Consider the following 15625-nt stretch of genomic DNA (forward strand, 5'->3'; position numbering starts at 1 on the left):
ATATATGGTACATACATTAAATCAAGAAGAGATCAGGCCTGAAGCCAATCCTTCGAGTAAAGCTAAGAAATTCATTCTCTGGCTTTTTGTGGTGTCTTCAACAATCATGTTTGGAGGATTTACCAGTTTCTATATCGTGTTTGCTGCCTCTAAGGGCAAGGGACATGGTTTAGTGCTTCCGGATGTGTTCTTATACAGCACAATTATTCTGCTATTGAGCAGTGTTTTCCTGTTTCTGGCCGCGAAAGCGGTACGAAAGCAGCAGGTACAGTCGCAAAAATTATTCTTGTGGCTGACCGTGGCTTTTGGTGCCGGTTTCGGTTACCTGCAATTCGATGCCTGGTCTGCCTTATACCAGACAGGGGCAACGCTGGTCAATAACAATGCGGCCATTTCGCTGATCTACATCATCTCCGGAATGCACCTTTTGCATATTTTCGCAGGGCTTTTGATTATTCTGAACAGCCTTTGGGGCGCTTATCGTAACGTTCCCCAGGCAACTGCAGTATACCGTATAGAAATTGCCTCTATATTCTGGCATTTTATCGATATATTGTGGATATATCTTTATGTTTTTTTACTTTTGAACAGTTAGACTCTTTAACAAACTATTACAATTTTTAAAATGGATTCATTGACACAATTAGATCAGGTAAAATCTACTCCATGGAGTGGTGGTCGTTCACCATGGAATGTAGAATACGGAAAAATAATGATGTGGTTTTTCTTGCTCTCAGATGCATTTACATTCTCCTCATTACTGGTATACTATGGCGCACAGCGTTTCACAAAATTCACCTGGCCTGATCCGGATCTGGTATTCCAGTCTATTCCTGGCGTAGTTGAATCGGGCGCACCGCTTGTATTCGTAGGTATAATGACTTTTATCCTGATCATGAGTTCTGTAACGATGGTATTGGCTGTTGAAGCGGGTCACAGACGTTCCAAGAATGAAGTTGTAGGATGGATGATCGCTACTGTTATTGGTGGTTTTATGTTCCTGGGCTGTCAGGCTATTGAGTGGACACACTTACACCACGAAGGTTTCTGGTGGGGTACTATCCCTCATGCAGAACACTTACAGCAGTTCTTTGATGGCCAGGTTTCAGAAGTGGCAGCACAGCAATTTGCTAACCTGTTCTTCACAATTACTGGTTTCCACGGCTTCCACGTATTCACTGGTGTGATTCTGAATATAATTATCCTGATCATGACCATCAATGGTACTTTTGAAAAACGCGGTCATTACCTGATGGTAGAGAAAGTAGGATTATACTGGCACTTTGTAGATTTAGTTTGGGTATTCGTATTTACCTTCTTCTACCTGGTTTAATTCCCTATTTAACAAGATCCAAGAAATACATTATAAAAAAAAATATTATGTCTGAACATAACACACACAGCACTGAAGAGCATGGGCATGACGAGCATGCGGGCTTAAGCAAAGCAAAAATCTGGCAGGTATTCTTCATCCTATTGGGGATAACCGTGGTAGAATTTGTGATTGCATTGGTGATCTTACCAAAGGGAATGGCTTCACAAACTGCCGGTAACATTGCTTACATCTTATTGACTTTATTGAAAGCCTATTATATTGTAGCTTTCTTTATGCACCTGAAATATGAGAAGGTTGGTCTGCAGCTGACCCTGGGACTCTCTTTTATCTTTATCATTTACTTTATCACGCTGATGTTAATTGAAGGCGGATACCTGCATACACATATGAATATTTAATTCATGAAGTTAGCTTCAATAAAAAAAGTATTAATCCTGGTATCCATTTTAGCGGTGCCGGGATTTTTATATTATGAACTTGTGGAACAGGGTAAGAACAGGTACAAACCCCTTCCTGTTTTCGGCCCTAAAAAAGTGGCTGCTACTTTTCATTTTAAAAAGGGAGTAAAAATCCCTGATACGGTGTATCACCAGATTGGCGACTTTAAATTGGTGAACCAGAAAGGGGATACGGTGAACTGGACCTCCTATAAGGGGAAAATTCTGCTGATGAACCTGTTTTATACCCATGGTAATAATTATGCGGTAGATTTCTCCGGTAAGGCAATGAAAGTATATGCAACAACCTATGGCAGGAACAAGCTGATGCAGTTTGCAGGACTAAGTATTGACCCGGTGAGGGATACGCCTGCAGCACTTCTGCCCTATGCTGAAAAGTTAACTGCTGCTGCCGGAAAATGGGATTTATTGAGCGGTGACAGTACTGCACTGTATCACTGGGTAAACAAGGACCTGTTTATTGATGTACAACAGGAAATTGTTAAGGGGGAGCGTAAATTTACGTATAGTAACCTTTTTGTGCTTATAGACTCTCAGCACCGTATCAGAGGTTATTATGATGCCACCAATCAGGAGGCGCTTTCCAAGCTGGATGATGAGATTAAGGTATTGATTGCTGAAGAACTGAGAAATATGAGGGATGGCCGCTAGGTTATTCCATTGACAAACACAAAAAATGAAACTAAACGACAAATTCTTTTTACGGCTGATCTGGATAGTAAGCGCCGTTGTATTACTGGTAGTCATTATTTTGAAGGTTATTCCACCACCGGAATATAAACCTTCATTCATTTATCTTTTGCCGCATGTGATCGGAGGGATCAATGCCGTATGTTCGGTATTGCTTATCCTGTCCCTGATTTTTATCAAAAGAAAGAATATACAGGCGCATAAGGTAACCAATGTGATTACTTTTATTCTTTCCGCGTTGTTCCTTGTTTTCTATATTTTGTTTCATTTATGGGAGAAGGATACGAAGTATGGGGACATCAATCATGATGGTCTTGTTTCTGCTGCTGAACTGGCTGCTGTCGGGATCACAAGGATCATTTATTTCGTTATCCTGATTACCCATATTCTGCTGGCGATTATTGTGCTGCCATTGATCCTGATCAGCTTTTTACGTGGATTTAGCATGCAGGTTGAACGCCACCGGAAAATTGTCAGGTGGGCCTATCCTGTCTGGTTGTATGTTGCAGTCACCGGGGTAATTGTGTACCTGATGATCTCCCCCTATTATAATTTTTAAGGCTGTACCTTCGGGTGTACCAATTGCGAGTTTTTACCGTTTTATAATTATATTTATTTTATGAAGAAGGTTATTTATCTGATGTTGTTTGTCCTGATGTTATCGTCATCAAATGTCACTGTCGTTTCTGCGCAGTGTGCCATGTGTACGATCAGTGCAGAGCAGGGCGCTAAAAATGGCAACACCCAAACTAAGGGCCTGAATTCAGGGGTTCTTTACCTGCTGGCTATTCCTTATGTGATGATTGCGGCCTTAGGTATCCTGTGGTATAAAAAATACCGTAATCAATCGCGTACTACCCCAACTTCCTGAGTTCTGCAAATTGCTGCAGTGTCTGCAGACTGATCTTATGACATTTGCTTTTCCAGTGTCGAGTTGTAAAAAATTTTCATAGACATGATTAAACCTGAAACACTTGGTTTCTTAACCGAATTAGCTGAAAATAATAACCGGGAATGGTTTGCCCTGAATAAGGAACGTTATGAGACTGCAAAGGCTGATGTGCTTTCTTTCGTAGAAGAACTGATTCCCATTCTTGCTGATGCAGCACCTGAATACCCGATGGAAACCCAGGCGAAGAAATGCCTGATGAGGATTTACAGGGATGTGAGGTTCAGTAAAAATAAAGATCCCTATAAAAATAATTACGGGATTTCCTTTAAGCGTAAGGGAGACAGGGGAGCGGAGTATTACCTGCACCTCCAGCCGGGAAAATCCTTTTTTGCCGCTGGCTTCTGGATGCCGGAGGCGGCAGACCTGAAAAATATCAGGGAAGAGATTGATTACAATACTTCAGAATTTCTGGAGGTCATTGGGCATAAGGATTTCAGCGGTATGTTCGAACTGAGCAGGGAGGATACGTTAAAAAATGCGCCAAAGGGCTACGAGATCACCCATCCGCATATTGACCTGCTGAAGCTTAAAAGTTATATCGCCTCATTCCCGATTAAAGATGAAGAATTATTTAAGCCCTCTATTATAAATCATTTAAAAAAGGCTTTTTCGGGTGTTTATCCGTTCGTTCAGTTTTTGCGAAGAGCCGTAGTACAATAATTATGAAGAAAATTGCTTTATTTTTGGCCATTGGATTATTAGCCAGTGCATTCAGTTCCTGTGTAGTTCTTTCTCCTAAGAAATATAAAGCCTTGCTGGCCAGACAAGATTCCCTGAGTACCGGATGGGGAGAGTCACAGGTTTCCGGAGAGGAACTGAGGAAAACAATTTCCGGACTGCAAAAGGATACCGCTGACTTAAATGGCCGCCTGAACGAATTACAGGGTAAATATGACCAGATTGATGGGAAGTATACAAAATTGAGAAGCAACAGCTCTACCGAGATCAGCAAACTTTCCGCCGATCTTAAAAAACGTGAACAGCGTTTGCAGGAAGTGGAAGAAGTGTTGCGTAAACGTGATGAGGCTTCCAATAAGCTTAAAGAGAAACTACAACAGGCTTTATTGGGCTTCTCTCAGAATGGCTTGACCGTAGAAATGAAAAATGGCAAGGTGTATGTTTCCCTGACTGATAAATTGTTGTTCCCATCAGGGAGTATTGTGATAGATGAGAAAGGTAAACAGGCCCTTACTGAACTGGCGAAAGTATTGAAGCAGCAGTCTGAAATTATTATCGCTGTTGAAGGACATACGGATTCACAAAAAATCAATAACCTGGGTCAGATCAAAGACAACTGGGATTTAAGTGTATTGCGTTCAACATCTGTGGTGAGATACCTTACTGATACGGAAAAGGTTCCCGGAATCAGGTTAACAGCTACAGGTAAAGGAGAATTCCAGCCCCTGGAAGCCAATACTTCGGCTGAAGGACGGAGCCGGAACCGCAGAATAGAGATTGTTTTATCGCCGAAGCTGGATGAACTATACGATTTAATCAAGAAATAGCAATTGCTGAAATCTATAAAAAAGGCAGCCGGGATATTTTTCCCGGCTGCCTTTTTTATTCAGTTTCTTACAGCTTACCGGCCAGGCTAAAGCGTTTAATCTACATATTCCATTAAGGTTCTGAAAGCGACGAACCTGTCCTTAAAGCGTAGGTTTAATTCTTCCTGCAGGGCAGGAGCATGGTTCAGTTGATAAGCTTCATAATCTGCCAGACTTTCCACAACATATTGGGCACAATAGGTTACGCCTTCATTTGGGGAATCTACGACTTTAAGTAATCTGTTGGAAACAAAGAGGCCTGTAGCCAATACTTTAGGAATATGCTCTTCCTGCATCCACTGCAGCCATGCTGCTTCGGTGCTTTCTTCAATTATAAGGGTTACATTGTATAATAACATGGCACAAAGATAGGAACTAAGACCCAATATTGTCCCCGCGAAGTTTTCTGTAATGTTTGCGGGCTTCGGCAATGTACATGCTGCCTGGAAAATCTGTAATCAGCCGCTGATAAAGCTGTTTTGCCTGTTCCGGATCCTGCAGCTGTTCTTCATATATTCCTGCAAGTGTGAACAGGGCATCATCAGTAAGCCTGTTTTTCTGCGGTTTGGCTACAAGTGCGCCAAGTATTGTTGCGGCTTTGTTAAACTCTTTATTTTTAATGTATATGCGTGATTTGCTAAGCAGGATATCGTCGGCCAGTTGATGCCGAGGATATTTCAGGGAAATACTGTCGAGTTGTAATAAGGCTTGTGCGGTCTGGTTTTTAAACAGGAGCAATGCTGCATTGGCATACATTTTCAGTGCCAGGGTATCTGCGGGTGTTTCCAGGTTTTCGGAAAGGAGGAGACTGAGGTCCATGGCATCATTGGAGATCAGTTGTTCTGTAGCGGCCTTCAGCACATCGCACTGGGACTTTGCGTAGCTGAAGTTTCCCTGGTAAAAAGAAAGCCTTGCCGAGCGGTATTTGGCTTCATTTCCGATCGGCTGGTTCTCTAGTCCTTTAGACACCTGTTCATACATGAGAATTGCTTCCCAGGGTTCCTGGTTAAGGACATAAATATCCCCAAGGGCCAGTTTGATTTCTCCGCTTTCCATAGGCGGGATGCCGGGTAGGCTGATTGCTTTTTCTAATGATTCCTGGGCCTTAGCCGGATCAGACAGGTAATAAGCCTGGATATTTGCCATTTTCTGCAGGGCGAAGAGTGTGCCCCTGTTCAAGCCGTACTCATCGAGGATGTCCTGGTATTCATTTGCCAGGGCTTCAATTTCTGGTTTGCTGGTACTTCCCTGAATCAGTAACTGGTAACGTGCATCAATCATGGCCAGTTTTGAGGGAAGATAATATGGATTCTCTTTTCCTTTTGACAATAAATAGGTATAGGCTTTTACAGCAGTGTCGTATGCCTTATTGGCGATAAAGATCTGTGCATTGTAAAACAGGATATTGCCATCATCCTTCGTTCTTTTATCCTGTGCAATCAGTTGTCTTAATGCCATTTCATATTCTTCCTGCTGGATATATTGCCAGCTGAGCAGTTTCGCATAAGATTCGTTCTGCGGGTCTTTCTGAATTCTCTTCAATAAGGCATTTTGCAGCAGCAGGTAATCTGCTTTTGTCTCAAACAGGACAGACAGTACATTTTGTGCCTGCGGCAGGAGTTGTGGCATATTGGCCAGTGCATTGAGGTATTCTTCAATTAACCTGGTTTTATCTTTCTTGAACCTGTATATATTCAGTAGTTCATAGGTAAAGAGCTGTTCATTATGCATCACTTTCCGTCCCTGCAGGAAGGCTTCTATAGCCATATCATATTCCTGTGCCTGGTATAATTCATTGACGATATCCCTGATCAGGAATTCATCTTCGGGGAGGGTGGCAATGATATGGCTGAATACTTTTGCGGCATTCTCCTGCTCTCCGCGTTCTTTGTATGTCCGGCCAAGGGCAAGCTCATATTTTAGTACTCCCGGATATTGCCGGATGAGTTTCTTCAGCATCTTTTCTGCATCCTCATATTGTTTGGCCTTGAAGAGTGATTTAAGATAAAGGTCGAAGTCATCAGGACTATGGCTCTTTAAAAACAATTTTTCCAGCAGTGCTGCTGCCTTTTGATATTCGCCATCCTCATAATACTGCACAGCAATGGCATGTGCGTTAGTGTTCTGGGCAGCTAACGGAACAGCAATGGCAAGGAAGAGGATACTCAGCAGCAGGGCCTTCATGGGATATGCACAAAATTTCGATACTAAATTAATAAATATTTGACTTGCATGTCTTACCGGATTACTGTAGTTTTCGGGTTGGGATTGTAACCGGGCAATTTGTTCCGTATTAATTTTGATAGGTATGGCCAAATGGACTCTTTAAAGTAACAATGTTGGTGTATAATCTGTTTGGAGTGTCCGTGTTATGTATTTTTGCAGACTATCAGTTATCATGACAGGATCTAAAAGATATTTATTGCTTGTTCTTGCCCTTCTGTTTGCTGCCTGTCAGCAAAAGCAGAAAGTGAGGATAATTCCTGTGGCAGATTTTTTCAGGTCGCAGGTAAAAGAGTCTTATGGTATTTCTCCGGACGGAAAGACGCTGTCCTATCTGAGCATGCAGGGCAGGAAGCAGAATCTATTCGTGGAAGACCTTTCCACAGGTAAGTCGACACAGCTGACGCAGCTGAATAAGAAGAATATCTATTTTTATTTCTGGGTAAGCAACGAGAAACTGATTTATTACAAGGAAAGAGAGAATGCAATAAGACAGGCTGATGTTTTTATCATTGATAAAGACGGGAAGAACGAGCGTCTGCTGAATGGGAATGGCAAGATGCGTGTACTCAAAGATCAGCTGATAGATGAGAAGTTCCTGTTGGTTTCGTCCAATAAAAGAGACTCTACTGTTTTTGATGTGTACCGTTTGAATGTCCTTAACGGACAGATGGATATGGCCGTAAGAAATCCGGGGAATATTACGGAATGGATTACCGATGCCACGGGAAGGCTTCGGCTGGCCACATCCAGTGATGGGGTAAATGAAACTTTGCTTTATAGAAATACGGAAAATGAGGCATTTAGGCCCGTAATTACGAATAATTTCAAGACCACCTGTAAGCCTATTGCGATATCTGAACAGCGGCCAAATATTGTTTATGCGATTTCCAATGTAAACAGGGATAAAAATGCGCTGGTGGAACTGAATTGCAGTACCGGAAAAGAAGATAAGGTACTGTTTGGAAATGATACCCTGAATGTGGTTGAAGCCCAGTATTCCCGGACAAAGAAAAAAGTGGCCTTTGTGGTTTGTGAATCATGGAAGAAAGAAATGTATTTTCTGGATCAGCCGACCAGGAAGTTGTACCAGCAACTGGAGAAATTATTGCCGGGGACAGAGTCGAGGATTATTGACAGGGACAAGGCGGAAAATATCTTTATTGTAAGGACATTTACAGACCGGAATCCCGGATCTTATTATATCTATTACGCAGATAAGGGGACGGTCCGGAAGCTGAGTGACTTTAATCCCTCGATTGAGGTCTCGGAGATGTGTGCAATGAAACCTGTGACCTATACTTCAAGGGATGGGTTGAAAATTCACGGCTATCTTACACTTCCATTGAACAGGGAGCCGGAGAATCTGCCTGTGGTTGTTCTGCCACATGGGGGGCCGGGAAACAGGAATTCATGGGGGTATAATGCAGAGGTACAATTCCTGGCCAACAGGGGTTATGCGGTATTTCAGATCAACTACCGTGGTTCATCAGGTTATGGGAAATCTTTCACGGCTGCCGGTTTTGGCGAATGGGGAGGGAAAATAAGGAATGATATCAATGATGGTGTGGAGTGGCTTATCGCTTCAGGTGTTGCGAATCCTAAAAAGATTGCGATCTACGGCACGGGATTTGGTGGTTATATTGCATTAAATAGTTTATATTCGGATAATGGAATGTATACCTGTGGGGGATCGAATTCCGGGGTGATCAATTTATTCAGTTACCTGAAATCCATACCGCCATTTTTAAAGACTAACTTACAGATGTATTACGAGATTATAGGAAATCCAGTGACGGAAGTTGATTATATGCGGCAGGCATCTCCGGTATTCCATGCCGATAAAATCCATGTCCCTGTTTTTATCACCCAAAGTCCTAAAGATCCGCGGAGTAATGCAGGGGAAGCTATTCAGTTTGTTAAAGAATTGAAAAAGAGAAATGTAAGTGTAACCTATCTGGAGAAAGAAAACAATGAGCTTTCTGCACAGGGGGAAGAGGACAGACAAAAACTGTACACAGCCCTGGAACAGTTCCTTGCTACCAATTTGTCTAAGAAATAGCCTGTGCACCTATGATTGCAGAAAGATTTACTGGCTACCGCAAGAATTTTTCCCTGATCCTGATTTTTATTGCACTGATCTCAGCCCTCTTTATACTTTCACTTTTTCTTGCCTATAACTTCAGTAAGAAATTTATTGAAAATGAGTTTGTCTCGGAGAAGGTAAAAGTACTGGAGGAAAGTATCAAACCTTACAATGACTTCTTTCAGAATAAGATCCCGGAGATTTCCTATTATAACGGGTATCTTGACTCGGCTACGACCGCCAAATTTGTTGATACGGTATTAACGGCCTATCCTTTTGTTTCGAAGGTGATCTTTTACGATTGTGAGGTGAAGAACGTCAGGGTAAAGGATGGTTTAAATCTGGGACATTTTTCTTTCGGCCCAAAATATATCTATCAGTTTGGTGATTTTGTGCCCATGGATTCCGTGAAGTTGTTTTCAAAAGATGATCCGCGCAAATTTAGTAAACGGGATGACTTCAACGAATTGGGTATCAAGCTCATTTCATATATTGAAGCACTGGATACCACAAGGACACCCCCTCAGGATGAACTTTTTACAAACTTCAGCAATATCAGGTCCAATAAGATTACTTATCTTAATATACCACGAAAGGAAGATCTGAAGGTTTATAAAGATATGCTGCGCAGGGACCTGTATCCATCACCTGTTTATCAGCAGGATATGTTAACCTTCATGCTCGATCCGTACAAGATCAAGATCCTGAATACACGTCCGCTATTGTACCAGAATATAAGGATAGAGCCTTTAACCTATGATCCCCTGACAACTTCGTCTGATTATATTGCCACTGAGATCACCTTACCCGGACCATTTTCTGATTATAAGCTGTATTTTATCTCTGCGAAGTCCTTTGTTGATAAAGAGATCTTAAGTTATTTCCTGCCTATCGCATTGATCATGCTGCTTTTTTATGGGGTACTGGTATTGGTAGCTTTCCTGATCTACCGGAACCTGAATATCAACCATAAGATGTTTAAACTGCAGTATGATTTCGTAAATAACCTTACCCATGAATTTAAAACCCCGGTAAGTGTGATCAAAATAGCAGGTAACAACATTAAGAGTGCGACTGTGTTAACGGAGCGGGAGCTAAAGCTATATGGCCGGATCCTGGATGAAGAGGCCGATAAACTGAATGGGCTCATGAATAAGCTGCTGGCATTTACGCAGATTGAAAACAATGCCATACAGCTGAACCAGGACGAGATTTATATTGAAGACTTTATTGAAAGTACGGTAGAATCCCATCAGCTGAAACATCCCGATTTTGATTTTACCTATGAGGTTTCGGGATTTACAACTTTTACCACCGATCCGGTATTGCTGGGCAGTCTTTTTGATAACCTTGCTGAGAATGCGTACAAGTATTCGCCACCTGAACATAAAAAACTTCATATTACTGCCCGAATGATTAAGAATAAGGTTATTTTTAGATTCACCGATCAGGGGATTGGTATTCCTGCATCAGAGATTAATAATGTATTCAGGAAATTTTACCGGGTACAGAATCAGTACAACCAGAATGGCAGTGTAGGTCTTGGCCTCGCCTTTTGTAAGGAGCTGGTGAATTTTATGAAAGGTGAAATAACAGTGAGAAGTAAAGTAAACAAGGGAACAGAATTTAAAATTGTGCTTCCTTATAATAATTAATAGATATGTCTAAAGGAATTAAAATACTTATTGTCGAAGACGATGAAAACTTAAGGTTTTTGGTTGTACACCGCTTGAAAGCTGAAGGATATACAGTGCTGGAAATAGGGGACGGAGAGGCGGCCGTAAAAACGATTATGGAGGAAAAGCCGGATATTGTTTTGCTGGACTGGATGTTACCGGGTAAACAGGGTGCGCAGGTATGCGAGGAAGTGCGTAAGCAGGGATTCGAGAACCTGGTGATCATGATGACGGCAAAAGCACAGGATGTGGATAAGATCGATGCCTATAGTTTTGGTGCATCCGATTATGTCACCAAACCTTTTAACATGGATGTTTTGGTCGCCATGCTGGAAAGCAAAGTTAAATTCCTGATCAATAATGAACGTTCGGAGATACACCGCTTTGATGATATGGAACATCATCCGAATGTGCATACGCTATACCGTAGCGGCAGGAAAATCGAATTAACGATACTGGAGAACAGAATTCTTTTATACTTCCTTAGAAACCCTAATAAGGTGATTAATCGTGATGAACTGATGCTGGTGGTATGGGGATATAATTCCGATGTGAATACCCGTACACTGGATATGCACATTGTAAGGCTCAGGAAAAAGATTGAATCGAATCCAGACAATCCGCAATTGCTGCAGACGGTAAGAGGAGTAGGATACCGTTTCAATGCGGGATAAATATAGAGGAGAGAAGGCCATAACGACTTTCTCTCCTTAAATCCTTTTAGCCTCTTTTGAGGGTGAATATCGTGATTTCCGGTAACATACCCACTCTTCCGGGATAGCCCAGGAACCCATAACCTACATTGACATACAGTTGCTGGTGTTGCTCCTGGTACAGACCAGCCCATTCTTTATAGATATACTGGATGGGGCTCCAATCAAAATCTTTTATACGCACACCGAATTGCATACCATGGGTGTGACCGCTGAACATGGCATCAATCTGGGGATACTTTGGTAATACTTCGGCCCGCCAGTGTGAAGGATCGTGTGACAGCAATAATTTAACAGGAAGATCATCTGTATCCTTAGTGGCAAGATCCATGCGCCCGTACTTCGGAAAGCGGCCCAGGCCCCAGTTTTCAATTCCCAGGATACCAATTTCTTCTCCATCAACTTTTAAACGGCGGTGTTCATTGAGCAGCAGGTCCCAGCCCATCAGTTCATGTGTTTTAATCACATCCTGCAGGTTTTTTGTTTTTGCCGCTGAGGGCTCTTTCCCGAAAAGATAGTCCCCATAATCATGGTTCCCTAAGGAAGAATAAACGCCTAAAGGTGCTTTTACCTTACTGAAGATATCCTGGTAGTCCCTCATTTCCGAGGCCATATCATTGACAATATCACCGGTAAAAAAGATGAAGTCGGGTTTCTCTCCCAATAACAGATCGACTCCGCCTTTAACGGCCTTCTGGTTGTAAAAGCTACCGGAATGGATATCGGAGATTTGTCCCATCGTGATGCCCTCAAATGCTGCCGGAAGATTGGGTAAGATCAGGGTTTTTCTCCTCACCTGGTAATCGTATGCTCCTGAAGCAATACCCCAGGTTAAGGAGGTTAATGGAACGGCTGCAGCAACAAGTCCGGCTTTAACAATAAAGGCAGATCTGCTGATCGGCTCTCCATTACCGGTTTGTTTTACTGTTTCGGTATGATCCGTGTGGTTATTTTCAGTATTTTCCGAGGTTCTGGACCGTAATAACTTGATGGTCAGTCTGCGCAGGTCGTCGATGAGAAGGAATGGAAGCATGACAATTTTACATGCAGTAAGCAGGAAAAAAGCCACCATAATCACTGCGCGGAGAGACAGGAAGATATTCAGGAAGAGACCTGCAAAAATCCCGGCAATTAGCAACAGGCTAACTGACCAGTAGATGATGGATAGTCTTTTTTTTGCTTTTTGGCTCCAGTTTTCGAAGACAGCAAGTAAAGCTGTCAGGCAGTAATAGTCAAAAGCAAGGATTAAAGCACATCCTGCGATAAGAAAGGGTAATCGTCCCATTAATTGTTGTTATATGTTATTTGATGACTAGCGGAAACCCATGTTCAGCTCATCTTCATCCTCGTCTTCATCGTCCAGATCCGTATTAAATAAACTGTCAAACATGTCTGAGAAGCCAAAACCGCCATTAAGATATTTTTTATTCAGTTGTGAATACTCTGCAAGTCCGTGTAAGGCAAACTCCATTAACAAAAGAGTTTGATTGGCACTTAATTTAGGATGGAATGTTTTAACAAGCTCATTCAGTCCTTCGACCTGCATCAGTTCTTTTTTATATTGTGCAGCAGTAAGGCTATCAGAGAGATCAAGGGTATGGTCATCTGCGAACCATTCCAGCACTTTCTCATAAGGGCTTGCTGCCTTGCTCTTTTTAGCTTTCTCCGGATCAGGGAAATAACGGCTAAACAGTGTCTTGATAGATTTGCCCAGGAGTGTATTGGCGACTTTAGCGGGGCCTTCCAGTTCTCCTTCATAGACCAGTTCTATTTTTCCGGTGATTGCGGGAATAATTCCGGTGAGGTCTGATAACCGTACAAAAGTATTTTTCTCTCTGTTAATCAGCATTCTGCGTTCAGCTGAGCTGATCAGGTTTTCATAGGCGGAAATAGTTAACCTGGCGGAGACTCCGGATTTCTGGTCAATAAATTCACTTTTACGGGCTTCAAAGGCCACTTGTTCAACGAGGTCTTTTACTAATCCGTCGGCCTCAATATTTACTTTTTGGGATTCCGTAATTTTTGCTTCCTGGAAAGTAATCTTTCTGGATATCGCTATTGTTTTCGGATAATGTGTGAGGATCTGGCTTTCAATCCTGTCTTTCAAAGGGGTAACAATCGAACCCCTGTTGGTATAATCTTCAGGGTTGGCAGTAAATACAAATTGTACATCCAGTGGAAGGCGTAGCTTGAATCCACGGATCTGAATGTCTTTTTCCTGCAACATATTAAAGAGGGCTACCTGGATCCTTGCCTGCAGATCGGGAAGTTCATTGATCACGAATATACTGCGGTGTGCACGAGGGATTAAGCCAAAATGGATCACCCTTTCATCGTTGTAAGTTAATTTTAAAGTTGCTGCTTTAATTGGGTCCACATCACCGATCAGGTCGGCAACGGTTACATCGGGTGTAGCCAGTTTTTCTGTATAGCGATCAGAGCGGTGCTGCCAGCTGATAGGTGTATTATCGCCATGCAGTGCAATTTCCTGCTGTGCATACCAGGAAATCGGATTCAGCGGGTCGTCGAAGATCTCGCTACCGGAAACATAAGGTATATATTCATCCAGCAGATTGACCATAAGGCGTGCTATCCGTGTTTTTGCCTGCCCGCGTAAGCCAAGCAGCAGAATGTTGTGCCTGGATAAGATGGCTGTCTGCAGCTCAGGGATAACCGTATCCTCGTATCCGAGGATTCCTTCAAAACCTGCATCCTTATTTTGAAGCTGCTGGATGAGGTTCTTGCGCAGTTCATCTTTAACAGTAAGTGAGGTATAGTTGGAGGCTTTTAAGTCGCCAAGAGTTTTAATTAGGTTGTGCTCCATAGGATTGATTTGCCCGGCTAGCGGACTATTTTTCGTCTGTTCTTTATATAATCTTCAAATATGTATTCTCCAAGACCTGTCAGGGAGCTGTAAAATGCCCTACCGCCATTTGTTTGGGTAAAATCCCTCACAAACTGTTGCAGATAAGGGTCCTGTGCAATCATAAACGTTGTGATCGGGATATTGAGGCGCTTGCATTGGGCGGCCATGTTCAATGTTTTATTGATGACCTTCCTGTCCAGTCCCATACTGTTTTTATAATACCTCCCGTTTTCTTTCAGGCAGGTTGGTTTCCCGTCAGTAATCATAAAGATCTGCTTGTTATGAGTTTTACGGCGGCGTAATAAATCTGCGGCCAGCTCCAGTCCTGCCAGGGTATTGGTATGGTAAGGGCCTACCTGAAGGTAAGGCAGGTCTTTAACGGTAATTGGAAAGGCATCATTACCAAAGGCAACAATATCCAGCGTATCTTTAGGATACCTCGTATGGATCAGTTCAGCCAATGCCATCGCCACTTTCTTGGCAGGGGTAATACGGTCTTCCCCATAAAGGATCATAGAATGGGAAATGTCAATCATCAGAACTGTAGAAGTCAGTGTTTTGTAGTCTTTTTCTTCCACTTCAAGGTCACGTTCTGTAAGGGTGAAATTACCGATGCCATGATTGATCTGGGCATTCTGTATGGAGGCGGTCATATCAATCTGGTCGAGGCTGTCGCCGAAGGAATATTCCCTCCGGTCGGCATTTTTCTCCTCACCGATTCCCGAAATATTGCTGTTGTGATTGCCTTTACCGGCTTTTTTCAATTTCCCGAATATCTCTTCGAGTGCAGATTTCCGGATAGTCTGTTCCGTTTTTGAGGTGATCTCTACTTCTCCGTTTCCGGTATTCTCTTTAAGATAGCCTTTCTCTTTAAGCTCATCAATAAAGTCGCCCATACCATAAGAACCGGTCGTGAACTTATATTGTTTATCGAGTTCATTCATCCATGCCAGGGTTTCCCCAGCATCTCCAGCAGTATAATTCAGTAACTGCGTAAACATGTTCAGCATTTCATCGAATCCACCCTGGGGGAGATGGTCTGGCTGGTATTTAGAAAAATGGAATCCTCTCATGTTATTCT

16 protein-coding genes are annotated in these 15625 nt (G+C 42.5%); 11 read left to right on the forward strand and 5 right to left on the reverse strand.

Annotation, left to right across the window (positions count from 1 at the left end):
• The first annotated feature begins 4 nt into the window (after positions 1-4).
• The 8 genes from ACSBL2_RS01655 to ACSBL2_RS01690 all read left to right on the forward strand — a co-directional run bounded on the left by ACSBL2_RS01655 (position 5) and on the right by ACSBL2_RS01690 (position 4941).
• Positions 5-595: a cytochrome c oxidase subunit 3 gene (locus tag ACSBL2_RS01655; protein WP_442589944.1), complete on the forward strand. Its 591-nt coding sequence runs from the start codon at positions 5-7 to the stop codon at positions 593-595.
• Positions 596-625: 30 nt separating this feature from the next.
• A complete protein-coding gene (locus ACSBL2_RS01660) occupies positions 626-1333 on the forward strand; it encodes a cytochrome c oxidase subunit 3 (protein ID WP_442589945.1) in 708 nt (235 codons plus the stop codon).
• A 47-nt stretch (positions 1334-1380) separates the two neighbouring features.
• Positions 1381-1734, forward strand: a complete 354-nt coding sequence (locus ACSBL2_RS01665; protein WP_442589946.1) for a cytochrome C oxidase subunit IV family protein — start codon at positions 1381-1383, stop codon at positions 1732-1734.
• A gap of 3 nt (positions 1735-1737) precedes the next feature.
• Positions 1738-2445, forward strand: a complete 708-nt coding sequence (locus tag ACSBL2_RS01670; protein WP_442589947.1) for an SCO family protein — start codon at positions 1738-1740, stop codon at positions 2443-2445.
• Between the two features lie 25 nt (positions 2446-2470).
• Positions 2471-3043, forward strand: a complete 573-nt coding sequence (locus ACSBL2_RS01675) for a DUF420 domain-containing protein (RefSeq protein WP_442589948.1) — start codon at positions 2471-2473, stop codon at positions 3041-3043.
• A 60-nt stretch (positions 3044-3103) separates the two neighbouring features.
• Complete coding sequence (locus ACSBL2_RS01680) at positions 3104-3355, forward strand: hypothetical protein (RefSeq protein WP_442589949.1); 252 nt, start codon at positions 3104-3106, stop codon at positions 3353-3355.
• Positions 3356-3439: 84 nt separating this feature from the next.
• Entirely contained in the window at positions 3440-4096 is a 657-nt protein-coding gene (locus ACSBL2_RS01685) for a DUF2461 domain-containing protein (RefSeq protein WP_442589950.1), read from the forward strand.
• A gap of 2 nt (positions 4097-4098) precedes the next feature.
• The gene (locus ACSBL2_RS01690; RefSeq protein ID WP_442589951.1) at positions 4099-4941 is read left to right on the forward strand and encodes an OmpA family protein; all 843 of its coding nucleotides are present in this window, start codon (positions 4099-4101) and stop codon (positions 4939-4941) included.
• Positions 4942-5036: 95 nt separating this feature from the next.
• On the opposite strand, the gene ACSBL2_RS01695 is transcribed toward ACSBL2_RS01690, so the two are convergent.
• Together ACSBL2_RS01695 and ACSBL2_RS01700 are read right to left on the reverse strand one after the other, a co-directional pair.
• Positions 5037-5339: a DUF4286 family protein gene (locus ACSBL2_RS01695; protein ID WP_442589952.1), complete on the reverse strand. Its 303-nt coding sequence runs from the start codon at positions 5337-5339 to the stop codon at positions 5037-5039.
• Between the two features lie 16 nt (positions 5340-5355).
• Positions 5356-7164: a tetratricopeptide repeat protein gene (locus tag ACSBL2_RS01700; protein ID WP_442589953.1), complete on the reverse strand. Its 1809-nt coding sequence runs from the start codon at positions 7162-7164 to the stop codon at positions 5356-5358.
• Between the two features lie 214 nt (positions 7165-7378).
• Here ACSBL2_RS01700 and ACSBL2_RS01705 point away from each other — a divergent pair, with 214 nt between their 5' ends.
• Genes ACSBL2_RS01705 through ACSBL2_RS01715 form a run of 3 tightly spaced genes read left to right on the forward strand, consistent with a single transcriptional unit; the run spans position 7379 to position 11639 of the window.
• Positions 7379-9265 (forward strand): S9 family peptidase, encoded by a 1887-nt coding sequence (locus ACSBL2_RS01705; RefSeq protein WP_442589954.1) that lies wholly within the window; start codon positions 7379-7381, stop codon positions 9263-9265.
• Between the two features lie 11 nt (positions 9266-9276).
• Entirely contained in the window at positions 9277-10944 is a 1668-nt protein-coding gene (locus tag ACSBL2_RS01710; protein ID WP_442589955.1) for a sensor histidine kinase, read from the forward strand.
• A gap of 5 nt (positions 10945-10949) precedes the next feature.
• Positions 10950-11639 (forward strand): response regulator transcription factor, encoded by a 690-nt coding sequence (locus tag ACSBL2_RS01715; protein WP_442589956.1) that lies wholly within the window; start codon positions 10950-10952, stop codon positions 11637-11639.
• Positions 11640-11685: 46 nt separating this feature from the next.
• On the opposite strand, the gene ACSBL2_RS01720 is transcribed toward ACSBL2_RS01715, so the two are convergent.
• From ACSBL2_RS01720 to ACSBL2_RS01730, 3 genes are read right to left on the reverse strand one after another with little or no spacing between them, the layout of a single operon-like run.
• The gene (locus tag ACSBL2_RS01720; protein WP_442589957.1) at positions 11686-12963 is read right to left on the reverse strand and encodes a metallophosphoesterase; all 1278 of its coding nucleotides are present in this window, start codon (positions 12961-12963) and stop codon (positions 11686-11688) included.
• A 27-nt stretch (positions 12964-12990) separates the two neighbouring features.
• Positions 12991-14502, reverse strand: a complete 1512-nt coding sequence (locus tag ACSBL2_RS01725; RefSeq protein WP_442589958.1) for a sigma 54-interacting transcriptional regulator — start codon at positions 14500-14502, stop codon at positions 12991-12993.
• Positions 14503-14519: 17 nt separating this feature from the next.
• Entirely contained in the window at positions 14520-15617 is a 1098-nt protein-coding gene (locus tag ACSBL2_RS01730) for a vWA domain-containing protein (protein WP_442589959.1), read from the reverse strand.
• Between the last annotated feature and the right edge of the window lie 8 nt (positions 15618-15625).

The organism is Pedobacter sp. AW31-3R (assembly GCF_052180285.1).
Lineage (GTDB): Bacteria > Bacteroidota > Bacteroidia > Sphingobacteriales > Sphingobacteriaceae > Pedobacter.